We start from the raw sequence: 25,502 nt of genomic DNA, 5'->3' as shown, positions 1-25,502 counted from the left end.
CAAGCTCTGGCAGGTACTCGATGGGCAATCCTCTGTAGCGAGAGGATTTCGTTGCGATTAAGATGATTTACGAACGCGTAGGTACCATTCAGATAGCAAGCGGACTTGTTTCTCTGTGTAACCTTTCTCCATCATGCGAGCGACAAAGTCGTCGTGTTTCTTCTGATCTTCAGAAGAGGTTTTCGCATTGAAAGAGATAACCGGAAGTAGCTCTTCAGTATTGGAGAACATTTTCTTCTCGATCACGGTGCGTAGTTTTTCGTAGCTGGTCCAAACTGGGTTTGAGCCATTGTTGTTGGCACGGGCACGCAATACAAAGTTCACGATTTCATTACGGAAATCTTTCGGATTGCTGATGCCTGCGGTTTTCTCTATTTTTTCCAGTTCGTTGTTCAATGCGGAACGGTCGAACAATTGACCTGTCTCTGGATCGCGGTACTCTTGATCCTGAATCCAGAAGTCAGCATAAGTGACGTAACGGTCGAAAATGTTTTGGCCGTACTCTGAGTATGATTCTAGATACGCAGTCTGAATTTCTTTACCGATAAACTCTACGTAACGCGGAACTAGGTAGCCTTTTAAAAACTCAAGATAACGATCAGAGACGTCTTGCGGGAACTGTTCACGCTCGACCTGCTGTTCTATAACGTAGAACAAGTGCACTGGGTTTGCTGCGACTTCTGTTTGATCGAAGTTGAATACGCGCGATAGGATCTTAAAGGCAAAACGAGTCGATAGACCGGCCATCCCTTCATCCACACCTGCATAATCGCGATATTCTTGATAGCTCTTGGCTTTCGGATCGGTATCTTTCAGTGTTTCACCATCATAGACACGCATTTTAGAGAAAATGGACGAGTTTTCTGGCTCTTTCAAACGTGAAAGAATACTGAACTGTGCGAGCAAATCGAGCGTGCTTGGTGAGCAAGGTGCTTTTGATAGCTCTGAATGGTCAAGCAGCTTCTGGTAGATCTTCACTTCTTCTGATACACGCAAACAGTAAGGTACTTTGACGATGTAAACACGGTCTAAGAATGCTTCGTTGTTCTTATTGTTGCGGAAGGTTTGCCATTCAGATTCATTTGAGTGCGCGAGAATCATGCCATCAAACGGTAGCGCGGAGAGACCTTCAGTACCGTTATAGTTGCCTTCTTGAGTCGCGGTCAACAATGGATGCAGCACTTTAATCGGTGCTTTAAACATCTCAACGAACTCCATCAAGCCTTGGTTGGCTTTACACAACGCACCTGAGTAGCTATACGCATCAGGGTCGTCTTGTGAATAGTGCTCCAGCATGCGAATGTCGACTTTACCAACAAGTGATGAGATGTCTTGGTTGTTTTCATCACCTGGCTCTGTTTTCGCCACCGCAAGTTGGTCAAGAATGGAAGGACGCACCTTAACTACTTTAAACTTAGAAATATCACCGCCAAATTCGTGTAAGCGTTTTGCTGCCCATGGCGACATGATTGAGCGAAGGTAACGAGTTTCAATGCCGTATTCTTGTTTTAGTAATTCACCATCTTCATTCGAATCAAATAAGCAGAATGGATGGTCATTCACTGGACTGCGCTCACCGTTAGCGGACAGTACGTAAATCGGTTGTTGTTGCATCAATGCTTTTAACTTTTCAGCAAGTGATGATTTACCACCACCCACTGGGCCGAGTAAGTATAAGATCTGTTTACGTTCTTCTAAGCCCTGTGCGGCATGCTTTAGGTAGGAGACGATTTGTTCAATCGCTTCTTCCATACCATAGAAGTCTTTGAATGTTTCATAACGTGATATCACACGGTTAGAAAAAATTCGGCTTAGGCGAGGGTCCTGAGCGGTGTCGATCACCTCAGGCTCTCCAATCGCCATCAATAAACGCTCCGCCGCATTGGCATAGGCGCTTTTGTCGTCTTTACACAGTGCTAAGAAATCTTGTAAAGATAACTCCTCATCCTTGGACGCTTCATAGCGCGCTTGGAAATGGTCGAAAATGCTCATAATGATTTCCCCTCTGAACCTGTCAAACTGACATTCAACTCGCAAAAATTAACGCTTCCCTCATTAATTAAGACTAGTGGGCTTTTCTACTTTTGCTTAAAAAATATGTGTTTATTTGCAAAATTATTGTTTAAGCCTATTCAAGCAACGTACCGTAAGTCTTGGGACAACTTGTTATACGAGCTACGACGATGAAAAGATTTATTTTTGAGTTTATAAGGGATTAGGTCATTATCTCATTTGTTTCCGTACGGTATAAAGTTTATTGCTAATTGGTATGCTGTTCGTTATCATTCGGCGAAAATTTAATCGCAAAGTATGGAAGTCGATGTGAACAATAAGTTTTTTCCAATAGGAGTGTTGGTGGCTGGTGGTCTGATATTGGGTTGTGTGAGTGGGAATGCTCTTGCCAATATTAGTCAATGGTCACTCGGTGCCGGGGTCTCGTACTCACCCGCGGTTTATAAAGACACTCCGTCCAATAAAGCGGTGATACCGATTGTGGGTTACGAAGGTGAACACTTCTTTATGCGCGGTTTTACTGCGGGTTATCGCCTTTATCCAATTCGCTCAACGCACAATGTGGTATTTCGTCTCGCTTATGACCCACGGACACTTAAACCGAGCGATTCCGATGATCCAGTGGTAAGTAAAATGGATAAACGCGAAGCGACAGTATTTGGTGGTGTGAGCTATCAATTAATGACGCGAGTTGGCATGTTTGAGACGACAGCGGGTACGGATATTGGCGGAAAACATAATGGATTATATGGAGAAGTTGCTTGGCGCTTGCCTTATCGCGGACGCGGATGGGGAATTACCCCATCAATCGGCTACTCCTATAATAGCGATAAAATAAACAACCATTTGTATGGTGTTAGCCAAGCTGAAGCGGCGCGAGCAGGAATTGAAGAGTTTGATGCTGATTGGGATGGTCAATACTTTATTGGTTTGTCGGGTTACTTCCATTTAACGCCTCAATTTCGCTTAGGAGGGGGTGTGCGATATATCAATCTGGAAGGGGATATTGAAAAGAGCCCTTTGATCGAGTCAGGGATTAACACCGCGACGACCTTTACCGTCACTTATATTTTTTAGCGATATGGTTTGAATGATACACGAACCAATAAAAAAGGCTGCATCGGTGCAGCCTTTGATATCTATGGATGAGAGTTAAGCGTTAAAAATTTGCTTTAATTCATTTTGACATAGGTGGTATTGGCGTGGGCATTTACGCCAAACAGTTAACATACGACGGTATTTTTCTAGCATTGGTGTTTGCGCATTAAAGTTGTGTTCGCCACGGCTAAATTGTGGGTAAAGACCCTCAGAATCGACTAAGAAGCGCACGTAATGGACAAGGCGACATTCAGTGCCACAATCAAAGCCAAGGAACTGCAAACGACGTTGGTCTACGTCTTTACGTTCATGATCTTCCAGCATGTTGTTTGATTCTTGCATCGCATGATACATCTCCATGATGTCGATAATTTCACGACATTCTTGGTCTTCAAGACAACCAAAATCTTTGTTTAACTCACGCATTTGTAATACGTAACCACGTTCTACAATGGTCTGTAAGCGCTTGTATTTTTGTGCGTTTTCAGGGTCCATTTGTGACATTAGGTAGTATTGGTTTGACAGAATTAGGCGTTGAGCGTTTGTCATTTCCATCGAGGTGACCTCTATAATCTAGTACATCTTTAATGTGCTTAGGTTAACTTGTTGCTACGTTCTGAAACATGATCTCAACACGGGTTTGTGAGCAAAAATGAAAACTTTTTACATTATTTTTTATGGTAGTGGCTATAGATATAATCACGGTCAGAGAAGGTCCTCAACCACTCTGGTTTAAAGACGGTTAAAATTGCAATGACCATTCCATTCAGCATACCTTCTGGAAGGCCAGTAAGATGGAAAATATAAGATAATTATCAACGATTTGTTTCCAGTCATGCAGATTGCTGAAATAGTAAAATAGTGACGTCGCAAATAGTTGTAGGGAGCCAGCAAGTGCCCCATTGAAAAAACCAGCAATAAAAATATAGACAAATATATTGCGTGGTAAATAGCGGTAAGTTATTAAGAATATGCCATAACTTGTTAAAATTGGGACTAAACACGACAGTACAATGAACTGTCCCATGCTTTCTAAGCTTAAGTTCCCAAAGATTACTAGCGCCAGTGAGATTGGCCAGCACATCAGATAGGCGACGGGCCACCCATACATTAAAGTCAAACTCGTTAGAGCAAGAAAGTGAATGCTCAGACCTGGTAATATTCCAGCTTCAGCAGACCACAGCATAAAGAGTGCGAAGCAGACAGCGATAGTAAGATGTTGAAAACGTGGTTCGGCAGACAGTTTGGGAAGAAAGTTGACCCGAGCATCTCTAACGCACAATGCGCTTACGATGATAGCGACTATCCACATCGACAAATAGCTGAGTTGCACCACGCCTCCTTGAGTTCCACCTTTTCAGTAATTTATGATTGATTTCTCGTGTATCCAGTTGTTTATCCGCATCGATAAGCGTAAGTTTGAATATGTAGCCCGTCGTTGGGTATAGATACAATAACGAGTATGGTCTAATAATGAAAAAATCGATATTGGCGCTCGCTTGCGCTGCTATGTTTAGCTACACCGCTAATGCCTGTACAGGCATTTCGCTGACTACAACCAATAATGATCACATTCAAGCTCGTACGATTGAATGGGGTCATAGTGACTTAAACAGTAAACTGATTATTTCACCGCGGGACTACTCTTACACATCAACCATGCCAGATCAAAAGCAAGGCTTAGAATGGAAGAGTAAATATGGGTTTGCAGGTATTTCTGTTAGCGATGATAAATTTATTGCCGAAGGGGTAAATGAGAAAGGCCTTAGCGCAGGTCTGTTCTATTTCCGCAATTACGGTTCATTGGCTAAGTATGAACCTAGTGATCGCGCAAACAATATTACCGATATGGATTTTGTACGCTGGATGCTCAGCCAGTTTGAGACGGTTGAGCAGGTCGAGGCCGCTTTATATAAAATTAAGATCGTTACAGTATATTTTGATCAGCAAGGTAACCCTTCTCCAACCGCTCATTGGCGTGTGTCTGATAAAAATGGTAACAGCATAGTGATCGAAATTATGAATCAAGGTGAAATCCATATTCATAAAAATGTCGCTAAAGTGCTGACAAACTCGCCTGATTATTCTTGGCAGGTAACAAACTTAAACAACTATATTAATTTGCACCCAGGCAGCAGTGGTGAACAACAAATTAATGGTGTAACCGCTCAATCGTTTGGGGTTGGTTCCGCATTCGTTGGTTTACCGGGTGATATTTCACCGCCGTCTCGTTTCGTTCGTGCTGCTTTTTATGTCAATAGTGCGCCTGAGATGAAAACTGGTGAACAAGCTGTGTCACAAGCATTCCATATTTTGAATAACTTCGACATTCCAATTGGCAGTGAATTCAACGATAAAGCACATATCCCTGATTTGCCAAGTGCGACGCAATGGACGTCGGTTATCGACCAAAACAATGGTTTGCTATTTTATAAAACGATGCATGACAGCACCATCCGTCGAGTTGATTTAAATACATTAGATTTCAATGCCAAATCAGAACATAAACAACCATTGGATAGTGGACGTTTTCACTATCAAGAAGTGAAGGTTCAATAATGTTGATAAGCATGAGTGATTGAGATTGTAAAATAGAGAAGGGGGACGTTATCGTCCCCTTTATTATTCTCTGATTACGTTTCAGTTAGTACTTCACGTTTGAATGGTATTGCTCAAGAATCGACTTGATGTTTTCCATCGTCTCTTTTGGTGGTGGATTTACACCTTCCAGCGGGTAGTCGAAGCCAAGTGCTTCCCATTTGTGTGCACCAAGTTTATGGTACGGTAGTAGTTCAATTTTCTCGATATTATCCATATCTTTAATGAACTCACCCAGCATGTGTGCCGCTTCATCTTCGTCAGTGTAGCCTGGAACCACTACGTAGCGAATCCATGTTTTCTGACCGATTTTGTGTAAGTAGCGAGCAAAATCGAGTACGCGACGGTTAGAAACACCAATAAACTCTTGGTGAATCTCATCTTTCATATGCTTGAGGTCAAGCATTACAAGGTCTGTCGCTTCGAGTACTTCATCGATAACGTCGGTGTGCTTGCGAATGTAGCCATTGGTATCCAGGCAAGTATGAATGCCTTCTGCTTGTGCTGCACGGAAAAAATCACGCACAAATTCAGGTTGTAGCATTGCTTCACCACCTGAACAAGTAATGCCGCCGCCAGAAGCATTCATAAAATGACGATATGATTTTGCTTCTTGAATCAACTCATCGACGGTCACTTCTTTACCATCATGGGTATCCCATGTATCGCGGTTATGGCAATACATGCAGCGCATTAAACAGCCTTGCAAAAATACGATAAAGCGAATGCCAGGGCCATCCACGGTGCCACATGATTCAAAGGAGTGTATACGACCAGTCTTTGACATGAGTAAATCTCTATAGCAATAATTTACTAGTCATTTTATTACAAAATGTAGGGATTAAATAGGCTTAAGCGTGCTTCAAGCCGAATAAATATTAGCGTCAGTATCGTTTGGTCAATACGTAGGCTTATGCTACAAAAAATAGAACATAGCAAAGGAGGCATTACCATAGGTTGCTCTAGGTGCTTGCTGATATTCTTTACTTTTCAATGCCAAACTTAAACTAACCCCATAATTTTGGTTGTACCAAACAACGCCAGTGACGGCACTCGCTTGCCAATGCTGCAGGGTAATAGGGTAGTTATGGGGATCCTCAATCGCAGGGCGGTCTCCTTCAATGGTGACATCGTTAAAGCGATACCCACCTTTGGCTCCCACAAACATGAACCATGCATGATTATCAGGTGTTAGTAAGCCTGGCCGAAATACTCGCTCCGTATCAATGTTGGCGGCCCCAAGATTGTTATTTAGAGTATTTCCCCAACGAAACATAAACCCAGTGGTAATATCGCTGCGAAAATTGCCGCCATTGGCTTCAGAAATATTGGCAATTTCCCAGTGACTGTTTCGATAAAGAGTCGCATGCCTTTGGTAACCGATACTTGCGACAAGTCCTTCATCAATCTGGTATTCCCAACCATTTGGAAACATTGATCCAGTTAATTCATGAACAAATTCTTGTGCTTGGCTTGTATAAGAGTTTTCGCCCACGGTGCCGATGGTGAAGTTATAGCGAGTCACTTGACGACTCTCTATCGATAAATAGTTAATCTCAGAAAAGTATTCCTGCATAGGGACGGTCATTGGCGATCGGTGTGTCTGCGTAGATGTCTTCGGGGGTGTACATTTTTTGCCCGAGGACAAACTCCCATTTGTCTGTCGAAGAGGAGGATAAACTTAATGCTTCAAGGCGATGGCTTTTACTCAAAGACCCACTGGTATAGCCAAGAAATATACCGCTAGTGTAGTCATAGTCGGTGCCAAATAACCCATCGTTATCGAGATTGAAAAAGAGTGTACTCTTGTCTGACGCTTGAGCGCCGAACCCTAAGAGGAGTGACATGGTTATCCCTATTTGTGTCTTCATTCTACCTCTGCTGAGTTAGATTCGGGCAATCCTTGCTCGATATTGAAACAAAGCGTTTTTCGCGATGAAATTTAAGTATAGGAATAAACGGAAAATATTGTCTAAAACTGAGGGGAATTTCGAGATAAAAAAAAGCCCCGCTTACGCGAGGCTTTCATCAATCATTCAACTGAGAATTATAGAGACTCAGTGAAAGTACGTGCGATTACGTCAGCTTGTTGCTCTGCAGTTAGAGAGTTGAAGCGTACAGCGTAACCAGAAACGCGGATTGTTAGCTGAGGGTATTTCTCAGGGTGTTTAACTGCGTCTTCTAGAGTTTCGCGGTTAAGAACGTTCACGTTTAGGTGTTGACCACCTTCAATGCCAGCTTCGTGGTGGAAGTAACCATCCATTAGGCCTGCTAGGTTAGTTTCTTGAGCGTCAAGATCTTTACCTAGTGCATTTGGAACGATAGAGAACGTGTAAGAGATACCGTCTTTAGCGTGTGCAAATGGTAGTTTACCTACAGAAGTAAGTGAAGCTACAGCACCTTTCTCATCGCGACCGTGCATTGGGTTAGCACCTGGTGCGAATGGAGCGCCTGCGCGACGACCGTCAGGTGTGTTACCAGTTTTCTTACCGTATACCACGTTTGAAGTGATAGTTAGGATAGACTGAGTTGGGATCGCATCACGGTACATTTTGTGAGTACGGATCTTGTTCATGAAGCGCTCTACTAGGTCACAAGCGATGTCATCTACGCGAGAATCGTTGTTACCAAATTTAGGGTAGTCGCCTTCGATTTCGAAATCGATCGCGATGCCGTCTTCGTCACGAACTGGTTTAACTTTAGCGAACTTGATTGCAGATAGAGAGTCAGCTGCAACAGATAGACCTGCGATACCACATGCCATTGTACGCTTAACGTCACGATCGTGTAGAGCCATTAGCGATGCTTCGTAGCTGTACTTGTCGTGAGAGTAGTGGATTGCGTTTAGCGCAGTCACGTATTGTGTTGCTAGCCAGTCCATGAAGTGGTCTAGGCGATCCATAACGTCTGCGTAGTCTAGGTACTCAGATTCGATTGGAGCAGTCTTAGGACCAACTTGCATCTTAAGTTTCTCGTCCACACCGCCGTTGATTGCGTAAAGCATAGTTTTCGCAAGGTTAGCACGTGCACCGAAGAACTGCATTTGTTTACCAACAACCATTGGAGATACACAACATGCGATTGCGTAGTCGTCTGAATCCATGTCTGGACGCATTAGGTCGTCGTTTTCGTACTGGATAGAAGAAGTATCGATAGATACTTTTGCACAGAACTTCTTGAAGCCTACAGGTAGTTGCTCAGACCAAAGAACAGTGATGTTTGGCTCTGGAGAAGGACCCATAGTGTATAGGCTGTTTAGGAAACGGAAGTTAGTACGAGTTACTAGCGTACGACCGTCAAGACCCATACCACCCATTGATTCTGTAGCCCAGATTGGGTCGCCAGAGAATAGCTCATCGTACTCAGGAGTACGTAGGAAACGAACCATACGTAGTTTCATTACGAAGTGGTCGATCATTTCTTGAGCTTGAGTTTCAGTGATCACGCCGTTTGCGATATCACGCTCGATGTACACGTCTAGGAATGTAGAAGTACGGCCTAGAGACATTGCTGCACCGTTTTGAGACTTAACAGCAGCTAGGTAGCCGAAGTAAGTCCATTGGATAGCTTCTTGTGCGTTAGTCGCTGGGTTAGAGATATCGAAACCGTATTTCGCAGCCATTTGTTTGATTTGGCCTAGAGCACGGTGCTGTTCGCAGATCTCTTCGCGAAGTTGCATAGTCATCTGAAGGTCTTCACCTTTCTCAAAACGCTCTTGTAGAGACGTGAATTGAGCTAGTTTGTCCTTCATTAGGAAGTCGATACCGTATAGAGCAACGCGACGGTAGTCACCGATGATACGACCACGGCCGTAAGCATCTGGAAGACCAGTTAGAACGCCAGATTTACGACATGCTAGGATATCTGGAGTGTAGATATCGAATACGCCTTGGTTGTGCGTTTTGCGTAGTTCTGAGTAAACTTTTTTGATTGTTGGGTCTAGTTCACGGCCGTAAACTTTGCAAGAACCCTCGATCATGCGGATACCACCGTTAGGGATCAAAGCGCGCTTTAGAGGAGCGTCAGTTTGAAGACCTACGATAGTTTCAAGTTCTTTGTTGATGTAACCTGCATCGTGTGCAGTGATGGTAGACACAACGTCAGTATCGAAGTCAACAGGTGCGTGAGTCGCGTTTTCCTGTTTGATACCTTCCATTACAGCTTCCCAAAGTTTAGCTGTAGCAGGAGTAGCTTCTGTTTCTAGGAAAGTGCCGTCACCCTCGTAAGGAGTGTAGTTCTTCTGAATGAAGTCGCGAACGTTTACTTCGTTTTGCCAATCACCTTGTGCAAAACCTTCCCAAGCTTTAGCAAATTGCTCTGCCATGACATACCTACCTTTATTAGTAGAAAAAACAAGTACTGGTTACTGTGAAGGGCGAATGTTGCCCCTATGATGAGTAACAGTACACTCTTATTTAAATAACAATATGTATAGCTTTTAGTGCTGTTATACAGAACAGCCAAAATTCTATATATTGTCATTACTTTATATGGATTCTACCAGTTTGATTTCGGTTACACTAAAAAATTTTGCAAACCTTAAACTAAATCAATAAATCCTAAAATTTTGACAAAAGGGGAGCGTAAACGACTCCCCTTTCATTTATAACTCAAAAATTATAGGAATGCAGGGATACCAAATTGGTCTTCAAGCATACCTACAGCCAGCATTGCTACTAGACAGATTACTAGTACGCCAACTGGGATTACAATCTTGTCTACGAAACCTAGGCGTGATGCACGCTCTTTGTCGCCGATTAGACCGTTGTTATCTAGAAGCATGGTTAGTGCCCATGCTAGTACTGGGTTAACGACCGCAGAACCGAAGATACAGATACCCGCAGCTTGAGAATCTTTAGAGTCTTTCACCATCTGCATACCCGCTTCTAGTAGAGGTAGCGATACACCCACTAGTAGCGCAACACGCATTACTGGAGGCCATACAGCTACGTCCATTGGGAAACCAAGGATTGCAACTGCCATTACGATCAGACCAAGAAGGATTGCACCACCTGGAATAGGGCGCTTAGCAATCGCTGCTGGAATCATGTAAGTACCCCAAGAAGAAGTGATGTTACCACCACCAACGGCAGTACCTACCATCTGACGGATAGAACACATAGTCATAGTGTCATCTACGTCCATAAGTACTTTTTCAGTCTTACGTGGGTAGTTTAGCTCTTGGAAAATACGGTGACCTAGGAAGTCAGGAGACCACATCGCTACTGCAAGGATTGCAAATGGTAGTGACGCGATGAAGTGTTGCATGTTTGGTAGACCAAGCATCCAACCTTCTTCAGTGCTGCCCCACCAGTAAACTGGGTTTAGGTTAGGTAGACCTGTTTCAGTAACGAATTTAATGTCAAAACCTGCACCAAATGCTAACGCGATTGCAAGACCAGTGAATGCACACACTGGAATAGCTAGCCAGCGCTTGTTCACTTTTGCAAGGTATGCGTAAAGCACGATAGTTACTGCTAGTACGATTAGACCCACGTAGCCCATGCTACCTGCAGGCACAGTGTCAGATTGTAGACCAACAGCCCACTCTTGGATCGATGTGATCTGACTCATGGTACCAGTCAAACCTAGGAAGATCAGCAAGCCACCTGCTGTACCTTCTGAGGTGAGGTTTACCAGTTTTGAACCGCCTTTTAGGGCACTCAAAATTAGACCAAAGATACCGATTAGGATCGCTAGTGCAAGAGGGTGAGCACCCGCTAGTGCGATAGTCGCGATCAGTGGAATCATAGGGCCATGGTTACCCGCAAGGTTTGCTTTCGGGTTAATAAAGCCAGATGCAAGCACACAGAATAGGAATGCAGGAATCAGCATCTCTACACGTGCAACTTCAATCGCAAACTCTTTGCCAAGGTTTACGTGATCCCAAGCAGCTGTCAGACCTTCTGCCCAAGACATCATTACTGCTGAGTACATCGCGATGATGCCGATAGTACCCGCTAGAGCAGGAACTAAGTCCTCTAGCTCGAAACGGAAGTCACGGCCTGGTAGGTTTAGACCAAAGCGACGTGGCTTCATGATTTGAAGTTCGTGATCTAGGTAATCGGAACGGCTTGCAAATTCCGATGACGGGCGATGCAGCTCGCGATAGCTCTTGTTTTCGATATCCGAATCAGAGTGCGGCTTATTAACTGCGTCTGACATAGATTCCTCATTTATATGTAGTGATTATTTAATGTCGCTCAACTTGTGAACAAGTCAGCGACTTGGGTATTTATCTGTCAAACGGATTGAGCAATGGTAGCTACAGTATCAATTGGTTAGGCTGATACGTGTATTAAGACAGACAGTAAATTGGACAAAAATTCGTATTGAGTCTTTTATCCGTGGGAAGTGTAACTTGCAGTGCTTTTACAGTGATTGATGTAGATCATTTTAGGAAATAATGAAATAAAATTACGCCTAATTATGCACTTGTGACACTCAGATCTTAGTTTAACTGAAAAACATTTCAAAATGTAACCAAAATTAGAAAAATAAGCTGTTTTTCGCTCAATAACCATAAAAAGTTCTGAAAATGGCAGTAATGGATTTGTTGCTTTTTGATTTTATGCTCAAGTTTTAGTGGTGGATAATTGATTGATATATAACTGAATTGAGTTTAAATCTCTACTTAATGAATTGTATTCCAAATATTAGGTATATTTATGTAATTGCCATAGGTTAATAAGTTGTTGCATGTTTTAGGCCTTAGTGCTAGTTTGAGCCAGTATGCATGGATAGCATACTTTTAAAAATGCTGGTTATTTGAGCGTTTTGTTTGCAGTTTACGACAGGGAGTTTCAGCGGATGAATGATGTAGCCGCGCTTAATATCAACAATTTACACAAGTCTTTTGGCCAGAATGAAGTACTTAAAGGTATTTCATTAGAAGCCCACAAAGGTGACGTAATTTCAATTATTGGCTCTTCAGGATCCGGTAAAAGTACTTTTCTCCGTTGTATCAACTTATTAGAAACTCCAACCGCAGGCGAAATCTGGGTCAATGGCGAATTGATTGAGATGAAAAACAATCGCCAAGGTGAGCCTATTCCCGCCAATGAGAAACAGGTCCAACGCATTCGTTCTCGCTTAGCAATGGTATTTCAGGGTTTTAACCTCTGGTCACATTTAACTGTCTTGGAAAATGTGATTGAAGCCCCAGTTCACGTATTAGGTGTGCCGAAAGCTCAAGCGATTGAAAATGCAGAGCTACTTTTAAAGAAAGTCGGTTTGTATGAACGCAAAGATTACTATCCTGGTCATCTTTCTGGAGGGCAACAACAACGTGCCGCGATTGCTCGTGCTTTAGCTGTCGATCCGGAAGTTATGCTTTTTGATGAACCGACTTCCGCATTAGATCCGGAATTGGTGGGGGAGGTTTTAGGCGTAATGCGTGATTTAGCTGAAGAAGGGCGCACTATGTTGGTTGTGACCCATGAGATGGCATTTGCACGAGACGTTTCTAACCATGTCATGTTTCTTCATCAAGGATTGGTTGAAGAGCAAGGCGATCCAGCAAAACTGTTCACCAATCCCGAATCAGAAAGATTACAGCAGTTTATCTCTTCAATTTATTAAGATTCCTGCTCGATAAAGCGGGGACAGCAACACAACAGCGATAAAACAAACCAATCACAGGAGAAGGAAATGAAAAAGTGGTTAGTGGTAGCAGCATTGGCGGCTACAGCCGTAACAGGTATGGCGCAAGCGAAAGAGTGGAAGACAGTTCGCTTTGGCATTGAGGGCGCATACCCTCCATTTAGTTGGACTGAGGCCGACGGTTCACTGAAAGGTTTTGATGTGGATATGGCTAATGCACTGTGTAAAGAAATGGACGTGAAATGTAAGATCGTTCCGCAAGATTGGGACGGTATTATTCCTTCGCTGCTAGCGCGTAAATACGATGCCATTATCGCAGCAATGTCGATTACTGAAGAACGCAAAAAGAAAATCGATTTCACCGGTAAATATGCACTGATCCCAAATAAATTTATCGCTAAAAAAGACGCAGGTTTGAATTTTGATAACCTTGATGGCGTGAAAATTGGTGTGCAACGCGCAACGACTCACGATAAGTACTTAACTGACAATTATGAAGATGTAGAAATAGTTCGTTATGGCTCGTTTGACGAAGCTTACCTTGATCTTGCTAATGGTCGCATCGCGGCAGTGCTGGGTGATGCTTCGGCTCTTGAAGAGGGGGTACTTAACGCTGCAGGCGGTGAAGGTTATGAATTTGTGGGTCCATCACTGACTGATCCGCAATGGTTTGGTGAAGGTTTTGGTATTGCTGTACGCAAGCAAGATAAAGACCTAACCAAAAAGTTAGATGCAGCGATTCTGTCTCTACGTGAGAAAGGCATTTACCAAGAGATTGCCGCTAAATACTTCAACTACGATGTTTACGGTGAGTAAAGCATTGTGATTAACGACCGTTGGCTTGTTCCTTGTGGTAGTCAACGGTCGGATTTAAGTTTAGGGACAGGAACTCTCTTATGCTGGATCTTCAAGGATATGAAGCCTCAATTTTAAAGGGGGCCCTCGTCACAATTGAGGTTGCACTCTTATCTTTATTACTGGCGGTGGTGCTTGGCATGTTAGGTGCTTTAGCAAAACTCGCCCCTTATCGACCCGCTCGTGCGATTGCAACGCTTTACACCACTATTATTCGTGGTATTCCCGATTTAGTTCTGATGATGCTGATTTTTTTCGGTGGTCAGATCCTGCTCAATAACAGTTTGTACGCCACTAATGAATGGTTGAACGAATGGTTTACCTCACGTAATCCAGATCATGAATGGGTCTCTTATCTACCAGATTATATTGATGTCAGCCCCTTTATTGCCGGTGTATTAACCATTGGTTTTATTTTCGGTGCTTACATGGCGGAGACGTTTCGGGGCGCGATTATGGCCGTGGATAAAGGGGAACTCGAAGCTGCGAAAGCTTATGGTATGAGTTCACTGATGAGTTTTCGTCGTATTTTGCTGCCGCAGATGATTCGCCATGCGCTACCCGGTTTTGGTAATAACTGGTTGGTGCTTCTTAAAACGACGGCCTTAGTTTCAATTATCGGTTTGGAAGATATGGTGCGGGTGAGTGCGCTTGCGGCGGGTTCTACCAAGATGCCATTTACCTTCTATATGTCGGTAGCCGTGATCTTTCTATTTTTTACCAGTGTCTCGACCGGATTGCTTAAGTTGGTTGAGCGCAAGTTCAGTATTCATGCGAGGTAGAAGATGGATTTCTCTCTGATTATTGACAGCTTGCCTATCTATTTTGAAGGCTTATGGACAACGTTTTGGCTGGTTGGATTAGCGCTTATTCTTGGGTTAATGGTGGCGATTCCATTGGCGATAGCTCGTAATAGCCATAACTATCTGCTGATGGCACCATGTTGGGCGTATATTTACTTCTTTCGTGGGACACCGTTATTGATCCAGCTTTATTTGATTTACTACGGTATGGACCAGTTCTTTCCGGTTAAAGACACATTGTGGGAAAACGCGTGGTTTTGTGCCTTGGTCGCATTTGTTTTGAATACCTCCGCTTACACGGCGGAAATTATTCGCGGTGCAATTAATGGCTTACCAAAAGGTGAAGTAGAAGCTGCCAAAGCATACGGAATGGGCCGCTTTATGACCTATCGCCGAATTATTTTGCCAAGCGCGTTACGCCGAGCATTGCCTGCTTATAGTAATGAAGTGATATTTATGCTTCATGGCAGTGCGGTGGCCGGTATTGTCACGATTCTTGATTTGACCGGTGCCGCCCGATTAGTTAACTCGCGCTACTATGCGCCGTTTGAGTCGTTTTTGACCGCAGGCCTATTCTATATGATGCGACATTTTTGATTCTGTGGATATTTAAAAATGCAGAGAAGAAGTATCTCGCGTATCTAAAGCCGCTTTCCTAGAGTGGTATTTCAATGAATAAAAACGTCCCTTTATTGGGACGTTTTTATTGCCAGCTACATGGATTTAAACAGCGCCTGTTGCGCGCGGCTGACTGGAAGCGTTTGTTGTTGCATAGTGACAAACATCCGTCCAGTGAAGTCTTTGCTCACTTTATCAATAGCAGCCACTCGCACGACGGTTGAGCGATGAATTTTCCAAAACTGGTCAGGATCGAGCTGGGTGAGTAATTCTTTGAGTGGTGTACGAATTAAGTACTCACGATGATCGTCAGTATAGATAGAAACGTATTTTTCTTCGGCTCGAAAGTAGAGTACATCATCAACGGATATAAGATGAATGTCTTCACCTCGGCTCGCTTTAAGCCAAGACAAATAATGCGGAACCGCGGGACCAAGTTGGCTAATCTGTTGCAGCAGTTTGGTCATGTCAGGCAAGGAGGATTGCGGTTTTCTACTCGCTAACTGCTGTTTTATTTTAGCGCAACAACTCTCTAGTCGTGTTTCGTTGAGCGGTTTTAATAGATAGTCTGCTGCGTTTTGTTCAAAAGCACTAATTGCGTATTCGTCATAAGCGGTAACAAACACGATCAGTGGTACAACTTCGAGCTGTTTTAATGCTTTAGCGACCGCCATACCATCGAGTTCAGGCATACGAATATCTAGAAAGACCACATCAGGCTGCAAAGTTTCAATTTGCTGTAGGGCCTGAGCACCATCACTGCATGAAGCGATTATTTCTAGATCAGGCCAGACTTCTCCTAAGCTTCGATCAAGGTGGTGACGTAACAAGGGTTCGTCATCGGCGATAATGGCCGTAATGGTATTCATTAAGTATCCTTACTTGAAAAATATAGCCAAGAGTATGCTTAGGCACTGATCGCTGGCTGATTTACCCTAGGAACTTGAGTGGGTAAGGCAATCGTGACACAAAACCCACCGGAATCAGGTTGGGTCACACTCATAGTGGCAGCGTCGTGATAAAGCCCTTTAATTCGCTGTCTAATATTACTTAACCCCATGCCGTGCCCTTTGGTTTGCGCATTTTCATCCAAACCAATGCCGTTATCTTGAACTTTAATCACGAGTTGATCGGCTTGATAAGCGATCTCGACATCAATGTTACCCCCGGCGCTTTTGGGCTCGATACCATGACGGATGGCGTTTTCGACCAAAGGTTGGATTAACATCGGTGGAATAACCGCATGCATTGCATTCGGCGCGACTTGGATTTGATATTCAAGGCGAGTATCTAAACGAACTTTTTGTATGGCGAAATACGCTTCCAACAAGCGCACTTCATTTTGTACCACGGTTTCTGCTGAACGAGAGTTGGTGAGTGTCGTGCGTAGCAGTTCGGTTAACTTATCTAGCATCATGCGTGCTTTAGCGACATCGTCGCTCATCAACGCACTGATATTGGCTAAAGTATTGAACAGAAAATGAGGCTCAATCTGACTTTGCATCTGCTTTAATTGGCTCAAAATTAATGCTTTCTCTTGTTCTGCTTGTTTTCGCTTGGTTTCTTCTAAAAGTTTGCCAGCGATGGCTTGTTGCTCGCGGTTATAGAAGTAATAAAAGCACATGGCAGAAAAGATAATACCCAGCAGTATCACAGGCAGTAGGTCTGAGAAGTTACTCCCCATGTAGCTGTTGAGCCAAAACCACGCGTTGATAGAGCCAAAAATAACACCCAATGAGAGTGAAAAAATGGTCTCAATTCCAGTATGAATATTGGGAAATAGCCGAGTTAAAACGACAGAAGAGAGGATCGCTGCGTAACCGTAACCAAAGCTGGTGGTGACGTGCACATAGGCGTGCCCACCCCATACTGAGTAGGTGACGCAGGATACAAACAAGCAAAAAAGGGTCGTGGCGATAAAGTTTCGCCAAGCGACATCTTTTGATGTGTAACGGGATCTCATTAGAATTTACCTCTGATCATAAACACCAGTGTACGGCGATCGTTAATTTGGGCGTAAGCAGAATCCGCATCTCCGGTTAAAAAGCGTGCTGTAAATTCCAAATCGACGGAGGCGTTACCAGTATCAATCCACTGATAATTGAACCATTGCGTCGCAATTACGCCGCCATCTTGCGGTGAGATAAGTAAATCGAGTGTTGGAGTAATATCTCTCAGCCATTCCCAATCGGTATTATTTTGCCATTGCAACCAAGAATTTGTGTCCCAACTCCAATGCAACATAATATTGTGCTGCGTTAGATTGTAATGATTGAGCCCTTGGGCATAAGAGCTCGCGAGTGGTTGAGTGTTTGATTGAACATTAAGCGGCTGTGCTCGTCGTTGTGCTTGCTGCCAATCAGTTTTGCTCCATGCGCGCTCATCAAACCAATATTCGCCAATAAAACTATGTCCAGATTCTGTGCTGTAGGTAAAGCCTGCCAAAACCTGCCAAGCAGGCCCATTTTCTGCAAGCATTACAGGCTGCAACGGGTGAGTTGGTAGTTGATAACCAATGCTTTGTTGTTGCCACAATGCCTCGGTGTGGAATTCCCACGCTTGATTTGGCACCGTGACCCAACTCCCTCCCAATGAGGCATGTCGTACGTCATCGTAGTAGCCGATCAACTGATATTCATGTTGACCCAACAAACCATAACGGCGAATGCCTGCACCATGCTGTTGATTAGCTCGGTCGAACGCATCAACGTCACTGTCCGTCCAGTGTGAGTTGGTATAAAGCAATGTCCATTCACCATCCATATCAAATGAAGATGCAGTGGCGACGAGAGAGCCTTCTTCGACACTGAGACCAATGGGGTTTTGTCGATAAGGTTTAAACATATCAAGTGGGCGATAGGCATAACTGACACCGTAGTCGAGTCGAATTTTGCCAAGAGTGAGATCGATATTTTGTTCACCAATTTCAAGGCTACCTTGCCATGCAAGTTCACGCACAATCCACTGATGGTCACTCTCAGTCCACCATGCTTGAGGGTGGTTTTGGTAAAGGTTTTGGCTGTATAACGCAAATAGACCGTTCCATTGTCCGGATCGAATTTGCAAGTCCAGTAGACTGTCTATGTGCGCATACTTGTCGGTTTCAGGGGTAATAAAATCGCTGTCTCTACGTTCCGTCTGATAACCGGATACTGCCCAGTCCCAATCAAATTGCCACTGCTGCGCTTGACTTACACAAGAGCCACTGGCGAGTAAGACGAGTAAAGCCAAACGCTGCATGATCACAACTCCGTGGTGTTATTGCGAGCAAGGAAGCTCGGATTGTAGTATTTATCGTCCAATTGCCATGGGGTGATAGAGCGATATTCAATCACGGTTTTTTTATTGGCTTGAATGGCGTCAAACAACGTCATTGCCGTTACCGCTATATCGCCATTGCGCTCACCACGAGTAAAAAACGCTTTTTTGGCGAGTTTACCTGAACGTAAGTACAAATCGGCTTTGATTGGGAAGCCATTTCGCTCATCCAGCCATAAATCGATGGTTTGATAACTGGCGCTGCTTGTTTTAGCGGTCAACTGAATATGATGGCTAGCAATACTCTTTTGCTGCTCGTCTTGCACCGCTTCACTTGCGATCCATGCGCCTTGATAGTCTTCGCTCCAAGTGAGTGAGCTAATGTCGCCCACTGAAGCCTCACCGAGCAGTTTTTGCATCGCTGTAATCCGAATTGGACGGCGACTTTTTGGCATTTGTAGCCAGAAGTTATCTTGCAACATCAGCATTTTTTGCCCAGCTTCTACAGAAGACTTAAATACCACGAGAGATTCGCGATTTGGTCTGGTGTAAACGTTGTATTGACGGGTTTTGTCCAACACATTGTCTTCATACATGGCGACATGCGAAATCACTTGCGATGATTCTTCGCCTAAGCGGAAATCGTCTGCGCGTTGTATATAGTCAGTGACTTGTTGAGGCAATAACTCTGCGCTCGCTACATTATGAACACCGATGATAAGTAATGAGATAGCGAATAATTGAATGAATTTAGACATGGATAAGTGCCTCGGTAATAGGTTTGTTCACGCCTTTGCGAGCAGAGAAAAAGGCCGCAACTAAGCAAATAAAAATCACACCGACAGATGCTGAAAGAGCTAGTGGTAGAGAGAAATAGATCGTTAATGGATAGCCTTGTGTCATCCCTGGTGGTGGTGGCATTTGAATATCGGCAAACATCAAGAAGATGGTTAGTAAGCCTGCAGACACCGCGCCAAGTAAACTGCCAATAAGAGCGAGTAAGCCTGCTTCACGTAGAAAACCAGAGATGATTTCATTCGGGTAGCTACCCAAGGCGGATAGGGTGCCAATTTCTCGGGTTCGCTCAGTCACTGACATCGACATGGTGTTAAATAGAGAGACAAAACCACCAATGCCATAATGCTGCCAATCATGCCGAAAATTCGGTTGTAGATGTTTTTTACATTTTGGTAGTAGAACGCTCGGTCATACCAAGGTGTCAGTTGCAGCTCTAGACCTGACTGGGCAATTAATTGTGTCACTTGTTGGCGCACGAGCTCAGTGCTGGCTAGATCAAACAAAAAAATAGAAATGGTGCTGACTTTATCGGTGTAGAGCAGACTTTGTGCACTATCAATGTGCACGTACAACTGACGTTTATCCACTTCAGGTACACCAGTGGAATAGATGCCTCGCACTTTAAAGTCATACGCGTTCAAAGCGCCATCCGTGGTAGTAGCCAGTAATGTGACCCAATCACCAATCGTCACGTTAAGATTGCGTGCTAGATCGACGCCTAGCATTACCTCTGGCTCGGCTGGGTCATAACGTGAAGATCGAAGGCTGGAAAGCGTTTTACCTTGTTTAACGTCGAGGAAAGGTCCTTTCATATCGAATTCTTGATCGTTGACACCGCGACCAATGTAGATAGAAGATTTGGTGCCATTAGAAATGAGTCCAGTAAAGTCGATACTTGGTTGAACCCCACGAACTTCATCTAATCCCATAATTTGTCGAGTGAGCTGTTGAGTTTGCGCTAAACCATTTTCTAGCGGTTCTTCTTCCTCTTTCTCGAAGTATCCAGGGGTTGATAATATTAAGTGACCAATATCACGAGCCGTTGCTTCTTCAAGGCTGTGGTAGGTTTGTAAGCCAAACCCGCCAGCACTGGTTAACGCAAATACGGTGATTGTCACGATCAAAACCGAAAGTGCACTACGGCGTTGATTGCGTCTTAGGTTTAACCACGCCAGTCTGATTGAGTCAGGCGTAAGGAATCCGATTAGCTTGCCCATGAGATCACCTCATTTGTGTCCGCGTATTGATTGAGTTTGCCATCAAGTAGCTCAATGGTTCTGTCACAGCGCGATGCCATACGAGCATCGTGAGTTGCGACCACAAAGGTAGTGTTCATTTCATGGCCTAGATTACGCATGATATCGACCACCAATTTTGCCGTTTGGCTGTCTAAACTTGCGGTAGGTTCGTCAGCGATGACGAGATTAGGTTTGTGTACGAGAGCACGAGCGATAGCGACGCGTTGCTGCTGACCGCCGGATAAGGTATCTGGACGGTGATTAGCAAAGTCTCTCAAGCCAACGAGATCCAGCATTTTTTCCGCTTGATAGCGCTGTTGTTTTTTACTCTCACCATTTAGTAGAAGCGGGTATGCCACATTCTCCAGCGCATTCATCACAGGTACCAGATTGAAACGTTGAAAGATGAATCCAAGTTGAGTTCGGCGCAAAAATGCAGCCTGTTTTGGTGCTTTTGATAGAGGAGTGCCAAACAAACGGATCTCGCCTTGATATTGCATATCGAGTAGGCCCAGCACATTGAGCAAGGTGCTTTTGCCACTGCCAGAAGGGCCGCAAAGCGCCACCATTTCTCCCGATACAATTGAGCCTGAAACATCCGCTAACGCAGGCACTGACTGGTTACCAAGTTGGTAATGACGTTGAATATTATTAAATTCAAGCATGATGATTCCTTAGCTAAGATCTGCGAGTAGTTGTTGCGCGGTTTGAGTTTCGGCATTGTTGGCATCCAAACTTTGCATGGTGGCTAACCATGTTTGAGCTTGGGTCAAATCTTTCGCTCTAATCGCCGCTTGAATGGCGTTTAGGTAAATCCATGAACTGGCGGCAAATGGTTGGTCCGAAAACTGCGGATCGTTGAGCAGTTCTAAATAGAGGTCGTAACCTCGTTCGAAGTGATTAAACATGTCTGGTAGAGACGTGTAGGTAATCGCAGCAATGGCTTGAGTAAGGTAGGCTTCTGGTAATCCTTGAATACGTTCTTGCTCATTGATGTCGATGGGTAAGCTATCGATCATGTTTACACCTTTTGCGATCGTAGCCAGTCCCTTTTCAACATATTTCATTTGATTCCATGGCAATAAGGCATCTCGACCTTGAAATGTTTGCGTACTGCCGAGATAGACCATAGTGACAGGTTTTGCTCCTTGTTCATCCACCAACTGTTTCAATTGGCTATAGACGGTATCGACCATCTCTTCATTGCCTTCAGCCGCTGAGTAATAGTTGTTCAGAATGTCTGGAGTTGGATTCGCCGCGAGATAAAAGCTCGATAGCGCTGTCGTGAGTGCCATCACTATAGATAAACGATTTAAGGTCATGGTTGAGATCCTTGCTGCTATTTCGATGTAAGCAGAATAAAGAACTCACGTCATAGAGTTTGCATGATGAGACAAACGGTCGTAGATGGGGATAAACGGTGTTTTAGTTGGATAATTGGCGAGTGTTAGAAAATAAAGAAAATCCCTTGAGTTACCCCAAGGGATTGTTAGATAGGCTGGTTTAGTCAGTCATAGCTTAGTTAGCTGCTGGTTGGTCAATGGTGAAGGTAAAGAACTGGCTGGTGCCGTTATCATTATCACTTACCACGTAACCAGAGACTTGATCGCCATCTTGTTCATCAATAGCAATGGATTCTGCTTTAGTGATCAAAGGTTGGTCGCCATTTTGCATCAATTGGCTGTATTGAGTTAGATCGATATTATCTTGGTTCGCTAATGCATCGATTGGTAATACGCCAACAAAGCTGCCTTGAATAGCACCATCATTGATGCTGCTTTGGTTGTTACCTTCCACTGACGCTGTATAAATTAGGCTATTGCCATCTTGCCAGAAGTCAGCGCCAGAGAAGCATGCCTGAACGCCATTGATGGTTGGTAGTTGCGCTTGCACCACATCCAAAGAAGGAATGGTGGTCGCTTTACCTTGTAGGTAGTTCAACATATCCGCAGTTTTCATCATGAAGATAGCATTTTTACCTTCGTTACCACGGTTGAAGATATAGGTTTCATCGTCTGAGTTAGCGATACCTTCAATATTGATTTTTTCGTTTGCCGTGAAGCCTGCCGCTTGGTGCAAGTCTGCATAGAATTTAGATAGTGATAGTTTGATGTTATCACCACCATTCGCTGGGATTAGGTAAGCATTTTCACGCAGATTTTTTTTGCTACCTGAGCCGACAACGAAGTAGTAAGGCTGATTGTTGTAATTTAACAGCGTCATTGCCTCAAAATCAGGTTTGGTTTTGTGGTCAATGCGATTGTCATTATTCACAGGGAAATTATCGATAAGCATGGTGCTATCAATGGTGAAGTCTTGATCGACACCGAATAGCCATGGCGAATCGTCGCCAGATACGATGATGTCGTCATCATTGACAACCATTGCAGAACCAGATGGCAGATTTTGGTTAATGGTTGAGTCTGAAATTGTAAAGTCGTACAACTCAGGCTGCGCCGGTGTTTGCGAACAACCGCTAACGAAAATTGCAACCGCACTTAGAAGGCCAACAGTGGCATAATTTCTTGTTTTTGTTTTCATTTTAATACCTACACTCGTGAAATGTTTTGAGCAGGTCGAATGTATACCTCGTAGCGCAGTGTGGAAGTGATGAAAACATAGATTGAAGCAACTAATCTACTTTACAAATTTATCAATCAGGCGTTGCGTTATAGTGATGCAACGCACTTTCTCTCTAGACGGATAATAAAATTCCCGCTTTTGCGGGAATTGAAATGAGCAACTTAGAGGCGGTTATCGCCACTGCTATAGGCAATAATTTGGCTGATATGAGTAAGGCTACGACCACTTTGTTGCTGCCAGTGAGCAAAAGCCTGATTACAGGCACCGAGCGAGCGTTTGGTATCTCGACCACCTTCAATAATCTGATAACTGCGTAAATAGGCTTCGACATCCGTTGATAGAATAAAGGTATCGACGCCCATTTGGCGTAGTGAGTAGGGGCCAGTATTGCCGCCAAGGCGCTGACCGTGTTTCTTTAAGTAAAGCCAAAGCCCTGTGATGTCCTCTTGCGGCCAGTCTGCCACCATGTTTCCGAATGAGCCGTGTTCGATGCTCGCTTCATAAATCATTTGTGCATTGGCAGCAATCGACATCACTTTACCATGGTGGCGGATAATACGTTGGTCGGTCGATTTTAATTCCCATTGTTCATCCGAGAGCATTAATAGTGGGCCGACTTTAAAGCCAAAGAACAACTCTTCGAAATTTGGCCACTTATTGCGAACTACCTTCCAACTCATGCCACTTTGAAACACCTTCATTGAAAAGGCAGAGAGCCACCGGTCATCAGGTATCTCAGCAATTTGTTGTTTGCTTAGTGAAGGGGAAAGCATGGCTTCTAGTTGTTCTGCACCACCTTGCGCTCGATAGCCCGTTGATATATGGCATCAAAATGTTCTAGGTTCATGTTTTATTCCTAAAAAAGCCAGAGCTAGGCTCTGGCTTGTTGTGTGGTGCAATTACAGTGTAAGTAAGTAATTAACCAGCTGATTATATTCATCAAAACTGCGGATTTTGCTCGCTACAACAACATATTTGTCATTAACTACTACTGCAGGAACACCACGTAGTGCGCTGTCGGTAAAACGTTGGTTGTATTGTTCAACTTTAGATTTCACTGCGTTGCTATTGAAAGCAAGATCAAACGCGTTAGCGCCGACACCGTTGTCGATAAACCATTGACGTAGCTCTTCATCATTACGAGGAGGCTGACGTAGAACATGAATCTGTTCAAACATCAGAGGCACTAACTTATCTTGCACTTGGAGTTCAACCATCGTGGCATAAGCTTTCATCATTGATTCGCCCATTGGGCCACCCATAAAGCCAACGTGAACCTTCTCAAATGTCACATCTTTCGGTAGCGCAGGCTTGAGATTTTTCACAATCGATTCAAACTGAAAACAGTGTGGACAATAAAATGAAAAATACTCGGTAACGGTGGGTGTTTTCGCTTTCGGCTGGTCGATTACTGTGTAGTAATCACCCTCAGTAAATGTGGTTGCATGGGCAGACAGTGCCATCATCATAGTGGCGAAAAAGGCAAAAATTTTCTTCATGGATAGAGTTCCTAATCTTTTACTTATTTTATTCGTGAATACGTGCGTTAGGCACGAAGTGAAGGAGTTAGGGCGTTACCAATTGGAGGTCGAAATAGGGTTTGAATACGACTGACCGCTTTAGCTGCTTGGTCTTGACCGATGGGTGCGATTGAAGAAGGCGCAATTTGCAGCGCATATTGCATCGGCTCAAACGGCATTTTCATGACGCATACCGACGAGCAACTTTGATGCTCGACTTTAGCATGATGTTTTATTGGGCTGGGCACTTGGCTAGGTTCAGAGTGAGTAGGGCAATCTGAGGCTGCATTTGGCGTTGGTAGCGAAGTGTGTTGCTTTGCTGCATCGTGAATAGGTAGCGCAGTGTTGGCTTGCACGCTCTTAGTCGCGCTTAGCCATAATAGGCAAAACGCACTAAATAGAGCGATCAATAACTGTCGATTTGCTTTTAGCATCAAAGCACTACCTTGTTCCCATTCCTTTTTATCTTACCTGATGAAATCTCAAAAGCCACCCCCATTGTTGTTGGTGACTTTGAG

The 25,502-nt window shown here is 44.0% G+C and carries 21 protein-coding genes and 4 pseudogenes; 6 read left to right on the top strand and 19 right to left on the bottom strand.

The genetic code is table 11. The features are described from left to right. Positions 1–57: 57 nt before the first annotated feature. Complete coding sequence (locus Vt282_RS08375) at positions 58–1,992, bottom strand: PrkA family serine protein kinase (RefSeq protein ID WP_162046112.1); 1,935 nt, start codon at positions 1,990–1,992, stop codon at positions 58–60. Positions 1,993–2,322: 330 nt separating this feature from the next. Here Vt282_RS08375 and Vt282_RS08370 point away from each other — a divergent pair, with 330 nt between their 5' ends. Beyond that, the gene (locus Vt282_RS08370; RefSeq protein WP_332057930.1) at positions 2,323–3,090 is read left to right on the top strand and encodes a MipA/OmpV family protein; all 768 of its coding nucleotides are present in this window, start codon (positions 2,323–2,325) and stop codon (positions 3,088–3,090) included. A 75-nt stretch (positions 3,091–3,165) separates the two neighbouring features. On the opposite strand, the gene Vt282_RS08365 is transcribed toward Vt282_RS08370, so the two are convergent. Continuing rightward, positions 3,166–3,666 (bottom strand): YfbU family protein, encoded by a 501-nt coding sequence (locus Vt282_RS08365; protein ID WP_162046114.1) that lies wholly within the window; start codon positions 3,664–3,666, stop codon positions 3,166–3,168. 113 nt (positions 3,667–3,779) lie between these two features. After that, positions 3,780–4,444: pseudogene (locus Vt282_RS20620) on the bottom strand (energy-coupling factor ABC transporter permease). A 140-nt stretch (positions 4,445–4,584) separates the two neighbouring features. Here Vt282_RS20620 and Vt282_RS08360 point away from each other — a divergent pair. Beyond that, positions 4,585–5,670, top strand: coding sequence for a linear amide C-N hydrolase (locus Vt282_RS08360; RefSeq protein WP_162063121.1), 1,086 nt, complete (start codon positions 4,585–4,587; stop codon positions 5,668–5,670). Positions 5,671–5,755: 85 nt separating this feature from the next. On the opposite strand, the gene pflA is transcribed toward Vt282_RS08360, so the two are convergent. The 5 genes from pflA to Vt282_RS08340 form a co-directional block, all read right to left on the bottom strand. Beyond that, positions 5,756–6,496, bottom strand: a complete 741-nt coding sequence (gene pflA / locus Vt282_RS08355; RefSeq protein ID WP_162046115.1) for a pyruvate formate lyase 1-activating protein — start codon at positions 6,494–6,496, stop codon at positions 5,756–5,758. Between the two features lie 129 nt (positions 6,497–6,625). Further along, a complete protein-coding gene (locus tag Vt282_RS08350; RefSeq protein WP_332057929.1) occupies positions 6,626–7,357 on the bottom strand; it encodes a lipid A deacylase LpxR family protein in 732 nt (243 codons plus the stop codon). Beyond that, positions 7,266–7,556, bottom strand: a complete 291-nt coding sequence (locus tag Vt282_RS21500; RefSeq protein WP_332057928.1) for a lipid A-modifier LpxR family protein — start codon at positions 7,554–7,556, stop codon at positions 7,266–7,268. The genes Vt282_RS08350 and Vt282_RS21500 overlap by 92 nt, the downstream gene beginning before the upstream one ends. Positions 7,557–7,756: 200 nt before the next feature. Then, on the bottom strand, positions 7,757–10,033 hold the full coding sequence (pflB, locus tag Vt282_RS08345) for a formate C-acetyltransferase (protein ID WP_162046117.1): 2,277 nt from the start codon (positions 10,031–10,033) through the stop codon (positions 7,757–7,759). 293 nt (positions 10,034–10,326) lie between these two features. Beyond that, positions 10,327–11,874: a DUF3360 family protein gene (locus tag Vt282_RS08340; RefSeq protein ID WP_162046118.1), complete on the bottom strand. Its 1,548-nt coding sequence runs from the start codon at positions 11,872–11,874 to the stop codon at positions 10,327–10,329. A 645-nt stretch (positions 11,875–12,519) separates the two neighbouring features. Between Vt282_RS08340 and Vt282_RS08335 the strand changes: the two genes are divergently transcribed. The 4 genes and pseudogenes from Vt282_RS08335 to Vt282_RS08320 all read left to right on the top strand — a co-directional run bounded on the left by Vt282_RS08335 (position 12,520) and on the right by Vt282_RS08320 (position 15,628). After that, a complete protein-coding gene (locus Vt282_RS08335; protein ID WP_162047536.1) occupies positions 12,520–13,290 on the top strand; it encodes an ABC transporter ATP-binding protein in 771 nt (256 codons plus the stop codon). Positions 13,291–13,359: 69 nt separating this feature from the next. Beyond that, positions 13,360–14,127: an ABC transporter substrate-binding protein gene (locus Vt282_RS08330; protein ID WP_162046119.1), complete on the top strand. Its 768-nt coding sequence runs from the start codon at positions 13,360–13,362 to the stop codon at positions 14,125–14,127. A gap of 80 nt (positions 14,128–14,207) precedes the next feature. Beyond that, positions 14,208–14,948: an ABC transporter permease gene (locus Vt282_RS08325; protein WP_162046120.1), complete on the top strand. Its 741-nt coding sequence runs from the start codon at positions 14,208–14,210 to the stop codon at positions 14,946–14,948. A 3-nt stretch (positions 14,949–14,951) separates the two neighbouring features. Continuing rightward, a pseudogene (locus tag Vt282_RS08320) lies at positions 14,952–15,628 on the top strand (ABC transporter permease). A 54-nt stretch (positions 15,629–15,682) separates the two neighbouring features. Here the strand turns inward: Vt282_RS08320 and Vt282_RS08315 are convergent. The 11 genes and pseudogenes from Vt282_RS08315 to Vt282_RS08265 form a co-directional block, all read right to left on the bottom strand. Then, positions 15,683–16,456: a LytR/AlgR family response regulator transcription factor gene (locus tag Vt282_RS08315; protein ID WP_162063120.1), complete on the bottom strand. Its 774-nt coding sequence runs from the start codon at positions 16,454–16,456 to the stop codon at positions 15,683–15,685. Between the two features lie 38 nt (positions 16,457–16,494). Further along, complete coding sequence (locus Vt282_RS08310; protein ID WP_162063119.1) at positions 16,495–17,550, bottom strand: sensor histidine kinase; 1,056 nt, start codon at positions 17,548–17,550, stop codon at positions 16,495–16,497. Continuing rightward, complete coding sequence (locus Vt282_RS08305) at positions 17,550–18,827, bottom strand: hypothetical protein (RefSeq protein ID WP_162063118.1); 1,278 nt, start codon at positions 18,825–18,827, stop codon at positions 17,550–17,552. Before Vt282_RS08305 ends, Vt282_RS08310 begins: the two co-directional genes overlap by 1 nt. 2 nt (positions 18,828–18,829) lie before the next feature. Then, on the bottom strand, positions 18,830–19,603 hold the full coding sequence (locus tag Vt282_RS08300; protein ID WP_162063117.1) for an outer membrane lipoprotein-sorting protein: 774 nt from the start codon (positions 19,601–19,603) through the stop codon (positions 18,830–18,832). Continuing rightward, positions 19,596–20,860 (bottom strand): annotated as a pseudogene (locus Vt282_RS08295) (ABC transporter permease). The gene Vt282_RS08300 and the pseudogene Vt282_RS08295 overlap by 8 nt, the downstream one beginning before the upstream one ends. Beyond that, positions 20,848–21,546: an ABC transporter ATP-binding protein gene (locus tag Vt282_RS08290; protein WP_162046127.1), complete on the bottom strand. Its 699-nt coding sequence runs from the start codon at positions 21,544–21,546 to the stop codon at positions 20,848–20,850. Before Vt282_RS08290 ends, Vt282_RS08295 begins: the two are co-directional and overlap by 13 nt. A 9-nt stretch (positions 21,547–21,555) precedes the next feature. Next, positions 21,556–22,203 carry a hypothetical protein gene (locus tag Vt282_RS08285; RefSeq protein ID WP_162063116.1) on the bottom strand — a complete coding sequence of 216 codons (648 nt, stop codon included), beginning with the start codon at positions 22,201–22,203 and terminating at the stop codon, positions 21,556–21,558. Positions 22,204–22,399: 196 nt separating this feature from the next. After that, complete coding sequence (locus Vt282_RS08280) at positions 22,400–23,422, bottom strand: DUF6929 family protein (RefSeq protein WP_162063115.1); 1,023 nt, start codon at positions 23,420–23,422, stop codon at positions 22,400–22,402. Positions 23,423–23,625: 203 nt separating this feature from the next. After that, positions 23,626–24,311: pseudogene (locus Vt282_RS08275) on the bottom strand (DNA-3-methyladenine glycosylase I). Positions 24,312–24,363: 52 nt separating this feature from the next. Next, the gene (locus tag Vt282_RS08270) at positions 24,364–24,963 is read right to left on the bottom strand and encodes a DsbA family protein (protein ID WP_162063114.1); all 600 of its coding nucleotides are present in this window, start codon (positions 24,961–24,963) and stop codon (positions 24,364–24,366) included. Positions 24,964–25,010: 47 nt separating this feature from the next. Next, positions 25,011–25,418 (bottom strand): hypothetical protein, encoded by a 408-nt coding sequence (locus Vt282_RS08265; protein ID WP_162063113.1) that lies wholly within the window; start codon positions 25,416–25,418, stop codon positions 25,011–25,013. Between the last annotated feature and the right edge of the window lie 84 nt (positions 25,419–25,502).

It is taken from the genome of Vibrio taketomensis (assembly GCF_009938165.1).
GTDB lineage: Bacteria > Pseudomonadota > Gammaproteobacteria > Enterobacterales > Vibrionaceae > Vibrio > Vibrio taketomensis.
The sequence above is the reverse complement of the archived record's forward strand: the minus strand, read 5'-3'. Positions and strand labels throughout refer to the sequence as shown.